Source organism: Serratia sarumanii (assembly GCF_029962605.1).
Taxonomy (GTDB): domain Bacteria; phylum Pseudomonadota; class Gammaproteobacteria; order Enterobacterales; family Enterobacteriaceae; genus Serratia; species Serratia sarumanii.
The window spans coordinates 626,654-643,608 of the sequence record NZ_CP124750.1 but is presented as its reverse complement, the minus strand read 5'-3'; the positions used below and the strand labels follow the sequence as shown (position 1 = coordinate 643,608).

Below are 16,955 nucleotides of genomic sequence, written 5' to 3'. Positions count from 1 at the left end.
CCGTTACTGCGGACGAACGAAGCCGACGCACAGCGCTTGCTCGTCGGCATGCGGATCGGCGCGGAACGTCAGCGTCTGCTGCCAATCGAGGCGCATCTTCGGCCAGTGGGCCAGCTCGCCGCCGAAGTCGCTGTGCGCGCAGTCTTCACCCAACCGCCCGAACAGAGCGACGCCGTGCTGCGCAATCTGCGGATAGCTGATGTTGACGTTGTAGATATTCGGGCGCGTATGATTGGACCAGCGCGTAATGGTCTGCGGCCGGGAGCCGGCGTACACCGTCATCCACTGCGACAGGTATTCGCCGCCGACGTAGCGCAGGCTGACGCCATACCGCTCCTGCCACAGCCGCTCCACTCCGACGCTGAACGCCTTGATACCCACCATTTTCTGGCCGGCGTTGCGCACGTTGCCCAGCATCACCGCGGCATACCCCAGATAGACCGCCAGCGCCGCGCACATCAGCCCGATGGTCGCCGCGCGCAGCGAACGCACCGGCGGCTGGCGCACGCAGCCGACCAGCAGCGCGGGCGCCAGCATGAAGAACGGCTGCAGCCACTCGGTCAGCCGGCCGCCGACGTTGAAAGAGAACCAGAAGGTAATGATGCCGAGCGGCAACAGGTAGACCCACAGCAACACCCGCATCGGCAACGCCGCTGGCCAGGCCAGCACTGCCCCGCTGCGCCGCAGGATCACCCACAGCGCCAGCGACGGATAGAACACCAGCAGCAGCGACTGCAGCATATCGAGGTTGAGCTGCATCTTGATCTGCGAATCCACCCACTTGAAGGCGGCGAAGTCATGGTTCCACAGCCAGAACAGGTTCGGCAGCACCAGCGCCAACCAGATCGCCACCGCCAGATAGAACTGCGGCTGGCGATAGCAGCGGCGGATCTGCGGTACGAACAGCGTCGACAGCGCCGCGAAATAGACGAAGGCGAAGGTCGAGTATTTCGCCATCATCGCCAGACCGGCCACCAATGCGAAAGCCGGCCACCAGTTGGCCGAACGCGAGATCGCCAGGTGGAAGAACAGCGCCATCCACGGCCACAGCATCACCAACAGGTAATTGTCGTTGTAGGGAATGATGTCGAAATTGATGATGCCGGACAGGTTGAGCGTCAGCAGCGCCATCCAGGCCAGCGAGGTGCTGCCGCTCAGGCGGCGCGCCAATAGCCAGACGCCCAACATGCCGATGGCGATGGCGATGAAGTGCCCGCCATACCAGTACAGGTTCAGCGGCAGCCACGGGAGCCAGATCGCCGGCTGCATCGCCGCACCGACCAGCCAAGGATTTTTCGGTGAGCCCCACTCGGCGTTGAGGCCCCAGTTGAGCGCCTCGACGGCGTCGTAAGGCAGAGTGGGATCGAGATGAACGGTCAGCAGCGTCCAGGCTGCGGCATAGCAGATCAACCAGAGAACGAGTAAGCGATAAGACATGTCTTCTTCTGAGCGTTATTGTAAAGAAAATCTTAACCTAGTCGCTACCGAATGAACCATGTTTAAACAAGCCGTTAAATGTGCGCCACAGAGGCGTTTCTGCCGCCGCGACCGCACATTCCGCTAATTTTCTCAGCCTGCGGCGTGGCAATGGGCGGGCGCATTCGCCAACCGGCCAGCGTCCGCCGCCAGCAGCTGCTGCACCAGCTCGACGCAGCGCAGGAAACGCTCTTCGTAATCGCTGGATTCAACGTGCACGTACTCGATGTTGTTGGCGCGCAACATCTCCTCCAGCAGGTGCTGGAACGCCAGGCGATCGGCGGCGCTGCCAAGGCTGCGCAGGCCGTCCGCCACCCACGGCGTGTTGTTTTCCAACAGGATCACCAGATCGAAACGGTATTCGTCGATCAGCGCCTGCACGAAGGGGTGTTCACGCCCCTCGTACTTTTTGCAAAACGCCTGGGTGGTAACGAAATCGGTATCGATAAACGCCACCTTGTTGGCGTACTTGACCGCGAAATCCACGTATTGCGCTTGCCCGAGAGCGATTTTGTCGTAGTCGGAGTACTGCAGCGCCATCTCGTCGCCGCCCAGGTGCGAAAACACGTAATCACGGCCATATTCCCAGGCGCTGGTGGTGTTGAAGATGTTGGCCAGCTTGTTGACCAGCGTCGATTTGCCGCTCGACTCGCCGCCGAGGATCGCCACGGTGCGTACGAAAAACGGCTTCACCTCGGTAGGGATGTAGTCCCAATAGCGGAACGGATCCTGGCGGATCTGATTGCCGCTGATGTTCATGAACGAACGCTCGGGATCGACCAAGATGGTTTCGATGCCCAGATGCTCGCGGTAGCGCGGCGCATCCTGCGCTTCGCTGGAATAGATGAAGCTCGGCACGATGCCCTTCTGTTCCATAAAGGCCTTCATGCCGTCGCTCCACACGTTCCAGCCGTGCGGATAGGGTTCGATGCCCTGCTCGTCGAACGAGTGGATATGGATGTTTTTCTGGTACTTGAAGGTCTGCAGCAGCCAGCGCAGGCGATCGCTGACCGTTGGCTGTTGCGACATCGAACTGTTCTCGAACAGCTCGCGGTCGCGCGGTTCATCGTGGCACAAGATAACGTGAAGTTCGTCCACCTGGCTGCAGGCGCGCTGGATCAGATAGATGTGGCCGGTGTGCAGCGGGTAAAATTTACCAAACACCACGCCGACTTTGACCTCTTTACGCGGGAACTCCAGCCCGAGAAAACGGTGCAGCGCCTCGAGCTTTTGCGCGCTCGGGCTTTTGATTTTGTCGTTCAAAAGCTGGCTCAGATAGCCCTTGGTCATGCCGCTGGCATCCGCCACCTGCTGCAAAGTACAGCCTTTTTGCTTAATGGACGTCTTCAGGTAATCAAATTGCGGCATGGCCACCTCCGTTTAGTATGCTAAACAAAATAGCATATCTTACTCGCCGTCGGCGACATTAATAAAACTCTTCCAGCACGTCGAGCGCGTCCGCCAGCTTCTTGACCCCAAACACCTGCATGTTGGCCGGCGGCTTCTTCGGCATGTTGCCGTGCGGCACGATGGCGCGCTTGAAACCGTGCTTGGCCGCTTCGGAGATGCGCTCCTGGCCGCTCGGCACCGGACGGATTTCTCCCGCCAACCCCACTTCGCCGAACACCACCAGATCGTTCGGCAGCGGCCGATCGCGCAGGCTCGACACCAGCGACATCAGCAGCGCCAGATCGGCGCTGGTCTCGCTGACCTTCACCCCGCCGACCACGTTGACGAACACGTCCTGATCCGACATCTGCAGCCCGCCGTGCCGGTGCAGCACCGCCAGCAGGATCGCCAACCGGTTCTGCTCCAGGCCCACCGCCACGCGGCGCGGGTTGGACATCATCGAGTGATCCACCAGCGCCTGGATCTCCACCAGCAGCGGCCGGGTGCCTTCCCACACCACCATCACCGAGCTGCCGGAGGTGACTTCATCGCCGCGGCTGAGAAAGATCGCCGAAGGGTTGCTGACTTCGCGCAGCCCCTGTTCGGTCATGGCGAACACTCCCAGCTCGTTGACCGCGCCGAAGCGGTTCTTGTGGCTGCGCAGGGTGCGGAAGCGGGAATCGGCGTCGCCGTCCAGCAGCACCGAACAGTCGATGCAGTGTTCCAGCACTTTCGGCCCGGCCAGCGAGCCGTCTTTGGTGACGTGGCCGACCATGACGATCGCCACGCCGCGCGTCTTGGCGAAGCGCGTCAGGTAGGCGGCGGTTTCGCGCACCTGGGCCACGCTGCCCGGCGAAGACTGAATGTCCGCCATGTGCATCACCTGGATCGAGTCGATCACCATCAGCTTCGGCTGTTCCTGCTCGGCGATCAGGCAGATCTGCTCGATGCTGGTTTCCGACAGCATGTTCAGGCCGCCGGTCGGCAGCCCCAGCCGATGAGCGCGCATCGCCACCTGCTGCAGCGACTCCTCGCCGGTGACGTACAGGGTTTTCATCTGCTCGGACAGTTTGCACAGCACCTGCAGCAACAGGGTGCTCTTGCCGGCGCCGGGGTTGCCGCCGATCAGAATGGCGCTGCCGGGCACCACGCCGCCGCCCAGCACGCGATCGAACTCGAGAAAGCCGGTGGTGAAGCGCGGCAGCGCCTCAAGGCTGATTTCCGACAGCTTCTGCACCTTGCTGACGCCGGCGTCGCCGGCATAGCCGCTGAGGCGATCGTTGCGCGCCGCTGCGGGCGACGCGGCCAAACGCACTTCCGTGATGGTGTTCCAGGCATGACAGGCGCTGCACTGCCCCTGCCAACGCGGATAGTCCGCCCCGCACTCATTGCACACAAATGCCCGTTTTGCCGCTTTTGCCACGTCTTACCTCAATCTTTCGTTATCGCACTTCGTGTTTCAGGCTGCCGGTGAGAATGCACAGCACGCCCATCAGATCCGCATGCCGGATCGCCACCTGCGCTTTTTCATACACTTTCGGCTTGGCGTGGTAGGCGATGCCCAACCCCGCCGCCTGCATCATTTTCAAATCGTTGGCGCCGTCGCCGATGGCTACGGTCTGCGCCAGCGGGATCTCCAGCTTCTCTGCCAGTCGCAGCAGCGTATCGGCTTTGAACTGCGCGTCCACCACCGGCCCCAGCACTTCGCCGGTCAGCTTGCCGTCGCGGATCTCCAGCTCATTGGCCGCCGCCGCCACCAGCCGCAGCCGGTTGCGCAGGTATTCGGCGTAGTAGGTGAAGCCGCCGGAGGCGATCGCCACATGCCAGCCCATCGCCTGCAGCTTGCCCACCAGACTGGTCAGCCCCGGCATCAGCGGCAGCTCGTCGCGCACCTGCTTGAGGATGTTGGCGTCGGCCCCTTTCAGCGTGCCGACGCGCTGGCGCAGGCTGGCGGTAAAGTCCAGCTCGCCGCGCATCGCGCGTTCGGTGACTTCCGCCACCTGTTCGCCGACGCCCGCCAGCTTGGCGATCTCGTCGATGCACTCGATCTCGATCGCCGTCGAATCCATGTCCATCACCAGCAGCCCCGGCGTGCGCAGGTGCGGGATCTTGCCGAGCGGCGCCACGTCCAGCCCGCTCTCTGCCGCCAGCAGCTTGGCGCGCGGCGTCAAGGTGCCTGCCAGGCGCACCACCTGATAGTCGTCCACGCCCCAGGCGGTGACGATCACCATCGCCGCGCCCAGCTTGCGTTGGAATTGTGTAATGCGCGCCTTGTCCAGCTTTCTGCCGTATAACAGCCACCCGGTATTGCCCGCCCGGTAGTCCAGCGGCATCACTTCGTCGCCGCTGAGCGAAAGGGGAAGACCCGGCCATTGAGAGATCTCCGCCGGAAGATCGCAATAGGTCAGACTGTTTGACATCATTGACTCCTGAATGGACAAAAACGCTGCATGATAAAACGACGCATCAAGCTATCCTATCGCCAGCGGTTCTGGCAACATAAAGTGTCCCCGATGCCCAAGGAACCTGCATGGCTCGCGCTAAACTGAAATTTCGCCTGCACCGTACCGCTATTATCCTGATTTGCCTGGCTTTGCTGGTGCTCCTGATGCAGGGTGCCTCTTATTTTAGCCTGAGTCACCAAATGGCGCGATCCGAACAGGTCGAAGAGCTGGCGCAGACGCTGACCAAACAGGTCGCCTACAGCCTGGCGCCGCTGCTGGACGACGACGGCAACAACCCGCGCATCGACGCCATCCTCAAGCAGCTCACCGATCACAGCCGCATTCTCGACGTCAGCGTGTATCAGCTGGACGGCACGCTGGTCTCCCACGCCGGGGAGCAGATAAGTATACGCGATCGGCTGTCGCTCGACGGCAAGCGCGCTGGCAGCTACTTCAACCACCAGTTGGTCGAATCCATTCAGGGCAAAGACGGCCCGATCGGCTTTATCCGCATCACCCTCGACACCCACGTGCTGGCGACCGAATCCAAGCAGGTGGACAACACCACCAACCTGCTGCGCCTGATGATCCTGCTGGCGTTGGCGATCGGCATCATTCTGGCGCGCACCCTATTGCAACACCGCCGCAGCCGCTGGCAGCAGTCGCCGTACCTGTTGACCGCCAACACGCCGTTGGCAGAAGGCAATACGGTGGAAGACGACGAAGAGGATGCGCCTGAGGCAAAACAGGAAGCGCCGAAGAAGGGGTAACTCAGGCCAGGCGCTGAATGTGATCGTGCAGCTTCTGCAGTTGCACCAACATTTGCTCGGCAATCGCCCGGAACGCCTCGCTGATGTCGTCATGTTGCGCCGTTCGCCGCCAGAACTCGAGAGCCAATAGCTCCGCTTGCCGCCAGACGGCGCCGCTCACCTCGTTGCTCAAACGGATCTCCAGCGCGTCGTGGCGCAGATTACCGCTGCTTGCCGGGGCAAAAGCCATCGGCAACATATCATACAAAGGCGCCAACATGACCGGCCGCTGGGTTATCCGCAAGAACGACAGGTTGCCTTGGTGCATATCGCTGTTGGCGATCAACCGGCCAAAGGCCCAATACAGGGCAACCCGTTGGTAGACTGAGTGATCGATCACCCCTTGCTGCAATAACCGCTCGGCGGCCACGACCCAGTTGGCGTGGCCGCTGCCGCTGAACTCGGCATCCAGCGCCTCCAGCGACACCATCGCTACCCGCCCTTCTTCACCGATGCGATCAAAGCGCTCGATCTCTAAAAAGCATTGTCGGTCAGCACCGAACAGGATTTGCGCCGATGCGGCAGGCAATCCCGCAGCGGCGACCGTCTGCAATGCCAGCGACTCGGCGATCAGCAAATCGCTCCAGCGCTGTGCAATGACATGCGTCGGCGCCAGGCTGAACTTCACCAAAACATGCGCACGGCGCCCAGGCGCCAGCTCAGCATAGGCGGCAAATTTGGGTTGCTCGCCACCGGCGGAAGAGCCTACCAGCTCCCCGGCTAGCGCCTGGACAGACAATGCGGCGTAACGCTCGGTTTTATCTTCCACCGTGATGGCGACGGCAGTATCCCGCATTAACCAACGCTGATAGCTGTCGGCACCAGGCAACAGATCGCCGGTCATGTCTTCGCCATAACGGCAGAGCGCCAACAAGCGTTGACCTTCATCCCATCGCCGCACATCCTCCGGCAAATTCAACTCGCGCGCCGCTGCTTTTCCCCAGGCTCGCCCGAGAAAGCCAATCGGCCGTAGGTCGTTCAAATACCATGGCATGCCGTCATAGAGCTGCCACTCTCCGCTGCGCTCATCGCACACCGCACTGTTATCGGCAGGATACAGCGGGCAAAGCGTGGCAAACAGGTGCGCCTTACCCCGTTCATCAACCCGATATAGCGGAAACTGCCTCTCACCGCCGATCCCGCGCCGCAACGCATAGCGCGTCGCCTTACCTTTACCGAGGATCAATACGGCGCCCGCCAGTTCACGGAGACGGCGCGATAGCGTCGGCTGGCTGATGCCTAACGCTTCTGTCAGTTGACGAGCCGTAGCCGGCCCATGACGCAAAACTTGTTCAACGGTGAGCATCGGATGAATAGATTGGTGAATAGATTGATAAAGGAAGTAATAGCGTTAAATGGCAGAAAGGTAAAGCGTTAGCCAAAACTGGCCAAGCGGAATGAATAGATTGACGGGCGGGCGCCAGGATGACGCCCGCCGGGGTATTACGCTTTGTCGCCCAGCAGCACGGATTCCAGCGCGATAACGATCATGTCGTTAAAGGTGGTCTGACGTTCCGCCGCCGTGGTCGCTTCGTGACGCAGGATGTGGTCGGACACGGTGCAGATGGTCAGCGCCTTGCAGCCGAACTCTTCGTACAGCTCTGCCGCCACGCCGTAGATGCCGGCCGCTTCCATTTCCACGCCCAGGATGCCGTACTTCTTCATCACCTGGAACATGTCCGGATCCGGGGTGTAGAACAGATCGGCGGAGAAGATGTTGCCCACGCGCGCCGGGATGCCCTGCGCCGCCGCTGCGTCGACCGCGTTGCGCACCATGTCGAAGTCGGCGATCGCCGCGTAGTCGTTGTCCTTGAAGCGCAGACGGTTCACCTTGGAGTCGGTGCACGCGCCCATGCCGATCACCACGTCACGCAGTTTGATATCGTCACGCACCGCGCCGCAGGAGCCCACGCGAATGATCTTCTTCACGCCGAATTCTGCGATCAGCTCGCGCGCATAGATGGAGCAGGACGGGATGCCCATGCCGTGGCCCATTACGGAGATGCGGCGGCCTTTGTAGGTGCCGGTGAAGCCCAACATGCCGCGCACGTTGTTCACTTCCACCGCGCCTTCCAGGAAGGTTTCGGCGATGTATTTTGCACGCAGCGGATCGCCCGGCATCAGTACTACGTCAGCGAAATCACCCATCTCAGCATTAATGTGCGGCGTAGCCATAATTTTCTTCCTTTAGAAATCTTATTTAATAAAAACGTCAAACATCTAAGCCTTGAATTTCGAGTTGCAGCTAGGCAGCTAGCGGGTGAATCCCCAGGAGCTTACTTGAGTAAGTGACTGGGGTTCACGCGTGAAGCTAACAACGCTGCGGCTTGAAAGACAGGGCTTAGAACATGCTCTTACCGTAATCCATCGGCGACAGGCCAAAGTAATTGGCGACGGTCTGGCCGATGTCGGCGAAGGTCTCGCGGTGGCCCAGCGAGCCCGGTTTCACTTTCGGGCCGTAAACCAGCACCGGGATGTGCTCGCGGGTGTGGTCGGTGCCCGGCCAGGTCGGGTCGCAGCCGTGGTCGGCGGTGAAGATGATGATGTCTTCGTCTTTCACCAGCTTCAGCAGCTCCGGCAGGCGGCGATCGAACAGCTCCAGCGCGGCGGCGTAGCCCGCCACGTCGCGGCGGTGGCCGTAAGAGGAATCGAAGTCCACGAAGTTGGTGAACACGATGGTGTTGTCGCCGGCCTTTTCCATTTCGATCAGGGTTGCGTCGAACAGCGCGTCGATGCCGGTCGCCTTCACCTTCTTGGTGATGCCGACGTTGGCGTAGATGTCGGCGATTTTACCGATCGACACCACTTCGCCGCCCTTCTCGTCCACCAGCTTTTTCAGCACGGTCGGCGCCGGCGGCTCTACCGCCAGATCGTGACGGTTGCCGGTGCGCTGGAAGTTGCCCGGCTTGTCGCCGACGAACGGACGCGCGATCACGCGGCCGATGTTATACCCGCCTTCGGTCAGCTCTTCACGCGCGATTTCGCACAGCTCGTACAGGCGATCCAGGCCGAAGGTTTCTTCATGGCAGGCGATCTGGAATACCGAGTCGGCGGAGGTGTAGAAAATCGGCTTGCCGGTTTTCATGTGCTCTTCACCCAGCTGATCGAGGATCACGGTGCCGGATGAGTGGCAGTTGCCCAGGTAGCCCGGCAGCTTGGCGCGTTCGACCAGTTTGTCCAGCAGTGCCTGCGGGAAGCTGTTGTGCTCGTCCTTGAAATAGCCCCAGTCGAACAGCACCGGCACGCCGGCGATTTCCCAGTGGCCCGACGGCGTGTCTTTACCGGAAGAGAGTTCGCTGGCGTAAGCGTAAGCGCCGATGATGTCGGCGTTGCGATCCAACCCCTGCGGGAAGTTGCCGGTGGACTCTTCCGCCGCTTTGCCGAGGCCCAGACGGCTCAGGTTAGGCAGCGTCAGCGGGCCCTGGCGGCCCACGTTGGCCTCACCGCGCGCGCAAACCTCGGCGATGTGGCCCAGGGTGTCGGAACCCTGATCGCCAAAACGTTCGGCGTCTTCGCTGGCGCCGATGCCGAAGGAGTCCAATACCATAATAAATGTGCGTTTCATCTGTGCTCTCCTGCGTGTTCTCACGCTTTGGACGGCCGCGAAAAAGCCGCGACCGTTCCTGATTCTTGGGTTATTCCGTGATGCGCTTATACACCACCGGCGTCGCTTCCGGCGCCTTGTCGCTCAGCATCATCGCGCTGCGCACCGCATCGGCCGCCTGCTGCCAGCTCTCTTCATCGTTGGCGTGGATCATCGCCAGCGGCTGCTGGGCATCCACTTTCTCGCCCAGGCGCGCCACCTCGGTCAGGCCAACGCTGTAATCGATGGCGTCGCTCGCCCGGCGACGGCCGCCGCCCAGCGCAACCACCGCCATGCCCAGCGCGCGGGTATCAATGGCGCTGACGATGCCCGGCTTTTCAGCATACACCGGCTTGCTCAGCGTTGCCGCCGGCAGATAGCTATCGTAGCGTTCGACGAAGTCTATCGGCCCCTGCTGCGCCGCCACCATGCGGCCAAACACCTCCGCCGCCTTGCCGTTGTCCAGCACCGCCTGCAGTTTGGCGCGCGCGTCGGCCTCGTCTTGCGCCAGGCCGCCGGAAAGCAGCATTTCCACGCACAGCGCCAGCGTCACTTCCAGCAGGCGCGGGTTGCGGTATTCGCCGGTCAGGAAGCGCACCGCTTCACGCACTTCCACCGCGTTGCCGGCGCTGGAGGCCAATACCTGGTTCATGTCGGTCAGCAGCGCGGTGGTCTTGCAGCCCGCGCCGTTGGCCACGCCGACGATCGCCTGCGCCAAATCTTGTGACAGCGCATAGGTCGGCATAAAGGCGCCGGAGCCGACCTTCACGTCCATCACCAGCGCATCCAGCCCTTCCGCCAGCTTCTTGGCCAGAATGGAGGCGGTGATCAGCGGGATCGAATCCACGGTGGCGGTGATGTCGCGGGTGGCGTAAAAACGTTTGTCCGCCGGCGCCAACGAGCTGGTCTGGCCGATGATCGCCACGCCGACGTCCTGAATGATTTTGCGGAAGGCGTTATCGTCCGGGAAAATATTGAAGCCCGGAATGGCTTCCAGCTTGTCCAGCGTGCCGCCGGTATGCCCCAGGCCGCGGCCGGAGATCATCGGCACATAGCCGCCGCAGGCCGCCACCATCGGGCCGAGCATCAGCGAGGTCACGTCGCCCACGCCGCCGGTCGAATGCTTGTCGACGATCGGGCCGTTCAGCGCCAGGCTTTTCCAGTCCAGCACGGTGCCGGAATCGCGCATCGCCATGGTGAGCGCCACGCGCTCCGGCATGCTCATGTCATGGAAATAAATGGTCATCGCCAGCGCGGCGATCTGCCCTTCCGACACCACGTTGTCGCGAATGCCGTTGATGAAAAAGCGGATTTCCGCTTCGCTTAACGGCTGGCCGTCGCGTTTCTTACGAATAATTTCTTGAGCCAGGAACAAGGCATCCCCCTGTGTCGCCGAGAGTCGGTGCAGACGGGCGCGCCTGGCGCCCGCCAACGAAATCGATCAGTAGCCGCCGCCGGCGGTCTGGGTCTGGTGGCCCAGCGCGGCCAGCAAGCTGGCCAGCAGGCTGGAAGCGCCAAAGCGGAAATGCCGCGCATCGGCCCAGCCTTCGCCCAGAATACGATCGGCAAGCTGCAGATAATGCAGCGCGTCTTCCGCGGTGCGCACGCCGCCGGCCGGCTTGAAGCCCACCGTCTTCGCCACGCCCATATCGCGGATCACCGACATCATCAGCTCGGCGCTTTCCAGCGTGGCGTTGACCGGCACCTTGCCGGTGGAGGTCTTGATAAAGTCCGCCCCGGCCTTGATGGCGATCTCGGACGCCTTGCGGATCAGATCGGCCTGCTTCAGCTCACCGGTTTCGATGATCACTTTCAGCAGCACGTTGGCCGCCTGGCAAGCCTGCTTGCACTGTTTCACCAGCTCGAAGCCGACCTGTTCGTTGCCGGCGATCAGCGCGCGGTAAGGGAACACCACGTCCACTTCATCCGCGCCATAGGCGATGGCCGCGCGGGTTTCCGCCAGCGCGATGTCGATATCATCGTTGCCATGCGGGAAGTTGGTCACGGTGGCGATGCGGATATCCGGCGTGCCTTGCTCGCGCAGCGCCTTGCGCGCCACCGGGATAAAACGCGGGTAGATGCAGATGGCCGCCGTGTGGCCGGCCGGGCTGTTGGCCTGACGACAGAGCGCGATCACTTTCTCGTCGGTGTCATCATCATTCAGCGTGGTTAAATCCATCAAATTCAGCGCACGTTGCGCTGCTGCGGTTAATTCGGTCATAAAACTCTCCAACTGAGTACCTGGGTGTTGGCGAGCGGACTTGGTTCCATGAAGATAGCGCTGGGGAACGGCGTTCCCGCGGCGGCAACTGAGATCCTTCTCACCGCACATGGCCACCCGCCTTGCGGCCGGCCAGTAATAGCTATTTGAACACGAATGCCGGAGGCGATTCGCGTTCATCGTCACACTATATGAAATAGCACTGTAACAGACCGGAATTATATGTGAAGAACATCACAAAATAACGCGATATCGTTCACAAATTCGCTAAAGAAGCGGCTGAAGATCGCGGGTGCGGCACGCACCCGCGTTGCTTAGAGTATAGGCGGAGTCCCGCGATCGGTCGCGCCGTCGCGGGCCTCGGGATGGCTTACAGCGCCAGGAAGAAGCCGGCGATGGTGGCGCTCATCAGATTGGACAGCGTGCCCGCCGCCACGGCCTTCAGACCGAAGCGCGCGATGTCGTGGCGACGATTGGGCGCCATGCTGCCCAGACCGCCCAGCAGGATCGCCACCGAGGAAAGGTTGGCGAAGCCGCACAGCGCGAAGGAGATGATCGCCTTGGTATGGGCCGACAGCACCTGCAGGCCTTCCGCCGCCACTACGTCGTCCGGACGCAGATAGGCGCCGAAGTTCATGTAGGCGACGAACTCGTTGACGATGATCTTCTGGCCGATGAACGAACCGGCGGTCATCGCCTCGCTCCACGGCACGCCGATCAGGAAGGCGATCGGCGAGAACACCCAGCCGAGGATCAGTTCAAGCGACAGCTGCGGATAATCGAACCAGCCGCCGATACCGCCGAGAATGCCGTTAAGCAAGGCGATCAACGCGATAAACGCCAGCAACATCGCACCGACGTTCAGCGCCAACTGCATGCCGGAGGCCGCGCCGGAAGCCGCCGCGTCGATCACGTTGGCCGGACGATCCTCTTCGGCGATCAGCTTCATCGCATCGTCTTTATCGTGGGTCTGCTCGGTTTCCGGCACCATCAGCTTGGCGAACAGCAGCCCGCCCGGCGCGGCCATGAAGGACGCGGCGATCAGGTATTCCAGCGGCACGCCCATCTGCGCGTACCCTGCCAGCACCGAACCGGCCACCGAGGCCAGGCCGCCGCACATCACCGCGAACAGTTCTGATTGGCTCATGGTGGCGATATACGGACGCACCACCAGCGGCGCTTCGGTCTGACCAACGAAAATGTTGGCGGTCGCCGACAGCGATTCGGTGCGCGAGGTGCCCAACAGCTTTTGCAGCCCGCCGCCCAGCACGCGGATCACCAACTGCATGATGCCGAGGTAGTACAGCACCGCAATCAGCGAGGAGAAGAACACGATCACCGGCAGGACGCGCAGCGCGAACACGAAGCCGCCGCCGCCGAACACCTCGAACATCTTGTCGGACACCAGCCCGCCGAAAATGAACGAAATGCCCTGATTGCCGTAGGCGATAACGTTTGCCACGCCGTTCGACATACTGCCGAGGATGCTGCGGCCCAGCGGCACATACAGCACCAGCGCGCCGATGCCGACCTGAATGATGAACGCCCACGCGACGGTGCGCAGTTTGATGGCCCGGCGGTTGCTGGAGAGCAGCACCGCAATGGCGATCAGCACCGCCATGCCGACTAGGCTCATGATGAGTTGCATGCAAAGTTTCCCTGTTGCAAAAAATAAAATACATCCCTGCTCATAAAGAGAGGTCTGCTATTGGAGAGTTTCGGGGGGATTATACTGAGCGAGGTCCCTCTCGCACCGATTTATGTCACAAATGCATACAACGAGACGCAAATGAAAATCTTATAACGTGACGCAGGTCACGTTATCACCTCATCAATCCGGCATGGCAAACAGCGCCTGAGCATTGCGCTGCAGATGGGCGGCGATCTCGTCGGCCGGTTCCGGCCGCAGCTCGCACAGCGTTTGAAACACCTCGGCGGCGCGTTCGGGGCGATTCGGCTGCCCCTGATAGCCCGCCAGCGGCATGTCCGGCGCATCGGTCTCCAGCAACAGCGCCTCGAGCGGCAGCTGCGCCATCACGCCGCGCGTTTTCTGCGCCCGCTCATAGGTGATGGTGCCGCCCACGCCGATGTAATAGCCGAGGCGGATAAACGCCTGCGCCTGCGACAGGCTGCCGGCGAAGCCATGCACCACGCCGCGGCGCGGCAGCTGCACGCGCCGCAGGGCCGCAGCCAGCTGATCGTGGGTGCGGCGCGAATGGAGGATCACCGGCAGGTCATGCTGTTTCGCCAGCCGCAGCTGGGCCAGCAGCACGCTTTGCTGGCGCTCGAACTGCGGGTTGTCCATATACAGATCGAGCCCGACCTCCCCCACCGCTACCAGCTTGCGCGGCCGTTCAGCCAGCAGCGCCGCCAGTTGCTCCAACTGCGGCTCATGATGCTGCGCGATATACAGCGGATGCAGCCCCAGCGCGGCGAACAGCGGCGCGTGATCCTGCGCCAGCCGCAGCACCCGCGCGAAGCGATCGGCGGTGACCGTCGGGACGATGATGCGCGTGACGCCGGCGCTTGCCGCTCGCACCAGGCTCTCGCCCTCATGCCCGGTAAAGGGCGGGAAATCGAAATGACAGTGGGTGTCGGTAAAGGCATAGCTCACAGCGCGCCCCCTTCACCCGGCGGCAGATCGCCCGGCAGAATGATCTTCGGCGCCACCACCGCGGCCTCCGGCTGCGCGCCAAGATCGGACGGCATGACGATGTCGGTCACGATCGGCGAAGGCATTCTGACGTTCTCCGGCTGGATCAGGCGGCGCGACAGCGCTTTTTTCACCTTCATGCCGTCCGGCTCCGGCTGCGCCATCCACTGGCCGACGGTGGCCAGGAAATAGCGGCCGCAGCGGCGCCCCAGGTGATAATCCTGATTGAGCGACCCCAGTCGGCTGCCCAGTGCATTGCTGGCCAGCGGCTTCGGCGGGAAGATCTCGAAGATGCGCAGCTTGCCCGGCGGCTTCTCGATAAAGCGCTGGATGCGGTGATAGCTTTGCTCGTGATGCTGCAGGATGCGCACCATCTGCTGCAGGCTGCTGTCGCTCAGCCAGTGTTCCATGCGCTTCATCCACTGCGGGGTGTAGTACATCTGCGAAGGCACGGTGCGGATCACCACGATGGTGTCGGCGCCGCGGCGATAGGCCTCTTCCACCGGGATCGCATCGCTGATGCCGCCGTCCTGATAGCTGATGCCGTCCAGCTCCACGCCCTGGCGATAGAAGCCGGGAATGGCGCTGGACGCCTTGATGGCCGGCAGCCAGCGCTCGCGCTGCGCCGGCAGATAGGTCGGTTCGAAATCGTCGCTGCGGCAGGCGCACAGCAGAAACTCGCGCCCGTCGGTAAAGTGCCGTTCCGCTACGTCCATCGCCAGCGGCATCTGCGCCGCCGCCGTATCAACCAGCCAATCGAGATCGATCAGATGCCCGCCGCGCACGAAGCGCAGCGGATTGAAGAATTGAGCCGAGGTGGTGTAACGGGTGATCACCCGGCGCGCGTAGCCCACCTGCCCGCAAATGTAGGCGGACAGATTCTGGGCGCCGGCCGACGTGCCGATCAGCAGGTCGAAAGGGTTAAAGCCCGCGCGCTGAAACTCGTCCAGCACGCCGGCGGTGAAAATGCCGCGCTGGCCGCCGCCTTCGCAGACCAGCGCCATCTTGCCTGGCCGAAAGGGCTTAGACGCCAGCGGTTCTATATTGCCGAGCGTGATGGGTATTCTGTATCCCAACTTGGCATCCTCAGTGAGACGTTTTCTCCGAGGATACCGCGTCTCGCTCTCTTCCGTAATCCTCTTGCAGCACGCCGGCGAGGAAATCATTACTGCCGGCCAGCCAGACACAATCGCTGCCGGACCATTCGGCCAATGCCTGCCATACCTGGCCTTTCAGCTGTTTCCAGCGCCCGACGATGATGTCGCTGTTCATGGCCGGCCCTCCCCGACGTGAGAAAAGGAATTAAGCTTTGTTACAGTTTGCAGGAAAATACCGGCCGGCTAAGGGCGCCGGCGGCCGGTGAACAGGCTGACCAGGAACAGGATAATGCCGACGACAAACACGATTTTAGCCGCCCAGGCGGCGGTGCCCGCCAGCGAACCGAACCCCAGTGCCGCAGCGATAAGCGCGATGACTAAAAAGATAATGCCCCAACGAAACATAAGCTTCTCCTTACCATTGTGAAAAAATTCGCTGCCGTCTACCGCCCCGACAACGGGACGTCGACGGCAAATCAGTTTCTTTTTTTGGTGGTACATGTCGGGCCGCCTTCACGGCCCGACCGATGCGGCTTGTTGTTACTTGTTACGGGCGCCTGGCGGGATTACGGCTTGACCACCAGGTCGTTTTTCACGCTTTTCACGCCGTCGATGGCCTTGGCGATGCTTTCCGCACGCTCAGACTGCGCCTGCGTTTTCACCTCACCGGAAAGCTGCACCACGCCATCGGTGGTTTCCACTTTCACATTGCGCGACGGCACGATGTCATCGGCCAGCAGCTTGGCTTTCAGCTCGCTGGTGGTGGCGGTGTCGCCGGCATACGATTTGATCGACTGGTTGGCTTCATCTTTCACGTGCAGCTTGTCGCTGACGGTCTTGACGCCTTCCACCTTGCCGGCGACAGCGACCGCATGCTCCGCCTGCGCCTGGCTGCCGACGAACCCGCTCAGGGTCACGGCGCCTTTTTCGGTTTTCACCGAAATGTCGGAACTTTTGATGGTTTTATCTTCCACCAACGCACTTTTAACTTTAGCCGTTATCGCGCTGTCATCCATGTAACCGTCAACTTTTTTCATGGAGCTATCGATTTTGGCACCAGCACTGTCCGCGGCGTTAGACGCCTTGTTGAGCAGACTCTCTTCGGCCAGCGCACTGCCGCTGACCAACACAGAACCCAATACAACAGCCATCAGCGAGTGTGCAAATTTGGTCTTTTTCATCGATCTCTTCCTTTTGTTGGGGGCTCACAACGCCAGAGCGCCGGAACCCTGCGGCCACCTTCACGCGGCCTTCTCGGTAAATACTTCATCATCGCTATACGA

16 protein-coding genes are annotated in these 16,955 nt (G+C 61.6%); 1 reads left to right on the top strand and 15 read right to left on the bottom strand.

Features of this window, described 5'->3' with window-relative positions:
• Window positions 1–3: 3 nt before the first annotated feature.
• From SSARUM_RS02990 to serB, 4 genes are all read right to left on the bottom strand, one after another.
• Window positions 4–1,437 (bottom strand): glycosyltransferase family 39 protein, encoded by a 1,434-nt coding sequence (locus tag SSARUM_RS02990; RefSeq protein ID WP_033649129.1) that lies wholly within the window; start codon window positions 1,435–1,437, stop codon window positions 4–6.
• A 132-nt stretch (window positions 1,438–1,569) separates the two neighbouring features.
• On the bottom strand, window positions 1,570–2,844 hold the full coding sequence (gene nadR, locus SSARUM_RS02985; protein ID WP_033649128.1) for a multifunctional transcriptional regulator/nicotinamide-nucleotide adenylyltransferase/ribosylnicotinamide kinase NadR: 1,275 nt from the start codon (window positions 2,842–2,844) through the stop codon (window positions 1,570–1,572).
• Window positions 2,845–2,902: 58 nt separating this feature from the next.
• Window positions 2,903–4,288: a DNA repair protein RadA gene (gene radA, locus SSARUM_RS02980; protein WP_025159617.1), complete on the bottom strand. Its 1,386-nt coding sequence runs from the start codon at window positions 4,286–4,288 to the stop codon at window positions 2,903–2,905.
• Between the two features lie 19 nt (window positions 4,289–4,307).
• Window positions 4,308–5,285, bottom strand: coding sequence for a phosphoserine phosphatase (serB, locus tag SSARUM_RS02975; RefSeq protein ID WP_016929162.1), 978 nt, complete (start codon window positions 5,283–5,285; stop codon window positions 4,308–4,310).
• Between the two features lie 110 nt (window positions 5,286–5,395).
• Here serB and SSARUM_RS02970 point away from each other — a divergent pair, with 110 nt between their 5' ends.
• On the top strand, window positions 5,396–6,079 hold the full coding sequence (locus tag SSARUM_RS02970; RefSeq protein ID WP_033637029.1) for a YtjB family periplasmic protein: 684 nt from the start codon (window positions 5,396–5,398) through the stop codon (window positions 6,077–6,079).
• A gap of 1 nt (window position 6,080) precedes the next feature.
• On the opposite strand, the gene yjjJ is transcribed toward SSARUM_RS02970, so the two are convergent.
• From yjjJ to osmY, 11 genes are all read right to left on the bottom strand, one after another.
• Window positions 6,081–7,424, bottom strand: a complete 1,344-nt coding sequence (yjjJ, locus tag SSARUM_RS02965; protein WP_033649126.1) for a type II toxin-antitoxin system HipA family toxin YjjJ — start codon at window positions 7,422–7,424, stop codon at window positions 6,081–6,083.
• Between the two features lie 137 nt (window positions 7,425–7,561).
• On the bottom strand, window positions 7,562–8,293 hold the full coding sequence (deoD, locus tag SSARUM_RS02960; protein ID WP_033652875.1) for a purine-nucleoside phosphorylase: 732 nt from the start codon (window positions 8,291–8,293) through the stop codon (window positions 7,562–7,564).
• 166 nt (window positions 8,294–8,459) lie between these two features.
• On the bottom strand, window positions 8,460–9,683 hold the full coding sequence (deoB, locus tag SSARUM_RS02955; protein WP_033649124.1) for a phosphopentomutase: 1,224 nt from the start codon (window positions 9,681–9,683) through the stop codon (window positions 8,460–8,462).
• Window positions 9,684–9,753: 70 nt separating this feature from the next.
• Entirely contained in the window at window positions 9,754–11,076 is a 1,323-nt protein-coding gene (gene deoA, locus SSARUM_RS02950; protein ID WP_060426362.1) for a thymidine phosphorylase, read from the bottom strand.
• 66 nt (window positions 11,077–11,142) lie between these two features.
• Window positions 11,143–11,922: a deoxyribose-phosphate aldolase gene (gene deoC / locus SSARUM_RS02945; protein ID WP_033641793.1), complete on the bottom strand. Its 780-nt coding sequence runs from the start codon at window positions 11,920–11,922 to the stop codon at window positions 11,143–11,145.
• A 370-nt stretch (window positions 11,923–12,292) separates the two neighbouring features.
• The gene (locus tag SSARUM_RS02940; protein ID WP_033637021.1) at window positions 12,293–13,570 is read right to left on the bottom strand and encodes a NupC/NupG family nucleoside CNT transporter; all 1,278 of its coding nucleotides are present in this window, start codon (window positions 13,568–13,570) and stop codon (window positions 12,293–12,295) included.
• A gap of 183 nt (window positions 13,571–13,753) precedes the next feature.
• The gene (locus tag SSARUM_RS02935; protein WP_033649122.1) at window positions 13,754–14,536 is read right to left on the bottom strand and encodes a TatD family hydrolase; all 783 of its coding nucleotides are present in this window, start codon (window positions 14,534–14,536) and stop codon (window positions 13,754–13,756) included.
• Window positions 14,533–15,651, bottom strand: a complete 1,119-nt coding sequence (locus SSARUM_RS02930; RefSeq protein ID WP_033649121.1) for a patatin-like phospholipase family protein — start codon at window positions 15,649–15,651, stop codon at window positions 14,533–14,535. Before SSARUM_RS02930 ends, SSARUM_RS02935 begins: the two co-directional genes overlap by 4 nt.
• Before the next feature lie 10 nt (window positions 15,652–15,661).
• A complete protein-coding gene (locus tag SSARUM_RS02925; protein WP_033649120.1) occupies window positions 15,662–15,847 on the bottom strand; it encodes a CsbD family protein in 186 nt (61 codons plus the stop codon).
• Between the two features lie 68 nt (window positions 15,848–15,915).
• Complete coding sequence (locus SSARUM_RS02920; protein ID WP_004857650.1) at window positions 15,916–16,077, bottom strand: DUF1328 domain-containing protein; 162 nt, start codon at window positions 16,075–16,077, stop codon at window positions 15,916–15,918.
• 161 nt (window positions 16,078–16,238) lie between these two features.
• Complete coding sequence (gene osmY / locus SSARUM_RS02915; RefSeq protein WP_033637016.1) at window positions 16,239–16,853, bottom strand: molecular chaperone OsmY; 615 nt, start codon at window positions 16,851–16,853, stop codon at window positions 16,239–16,241.
• Window positions 16,854–16,955 lie beyond the last annotated feature (102 nt).

Coding starts and splice junctions, on each gene's coding strand:
- deoC (WP_033641793.1), bottom strand. CDS start 11,922: ATGACCGAATTAACCGCAGCAGCGCAACGTGCGCTGAATTTGATGGAT.
- deoD (WP_033652875.1), bottom strand. CDS start 8,293: ATGGCTACGCCGCACATTAATGCTGAGATGGGTGATTTCGCTGACGTA.
- SSARUM_RS02970 (WP_033637029.1), top strand. CDS start 5,396: ATGGCTCGCGCTAAACTGAAATTTCGCCTGCACCGTACCGCTATTATC.
- serB (WP_016929162.1), bottom strand. CDS start 5,285: ATGTCAAACAGTCTGACCTATTGCGATCTTCCGGCGGAGATCTCTCAA.
- deoB (WP_033649124.1), bottom strand. CDS start 9,683: ATGAAACGCACATTTATTATGGTATTGGACTCCTTCGGCATCGGCGCC.
- SSARUM_RS02990 (WP_033649129.1), bottom strand. CDS start 1,437: ATGTCTTATCGCTTACTCGTTCTCTGGTTGATCTGCTATGCCGCAGCC.
- SSARUM_RS02925 (WP_033649120.1), bottom strand. CDS start 15,847: ATGAACAGCGACATCATCGTCGGGCGCTGGAAACAGCTGAAAGGCCAG.
- SSARUM_RS02940 (WP_033637021.1), bottom strand. CDS start 13,570: ATGCAACTCATCATGAGCCTAGTCGGCATGGCGGTGCTGATCGCCATT.
- nadR (WP_033649128.1), bottom strand. CDS start 2,844: ATGCCGCAATTTGATTACCTGAAGACGTCCATTAAGCAAAAAGGCTGT.
- SSARUM_RS02920 (WP_004857650.1), bottom strand. CDS start 16,077: ATGTTTCGTTGGGGCATTATCTTTTTAGTCATCGCGCTTATCGCTGCG.
- yjjJ (WP_033649126.1), bottom strand. CDS start 7,424: ATGCTCACCGTTGAACAAGTTTTGCGTCATGGGCCGGCTACGGCTCGT.
- osmY (WP_033637016.1), bottom strand. CDS start 16,853: ATGAAAAAGACCAAATTTGCACACTCGCTGATGGCTGTTGTATTGGGT.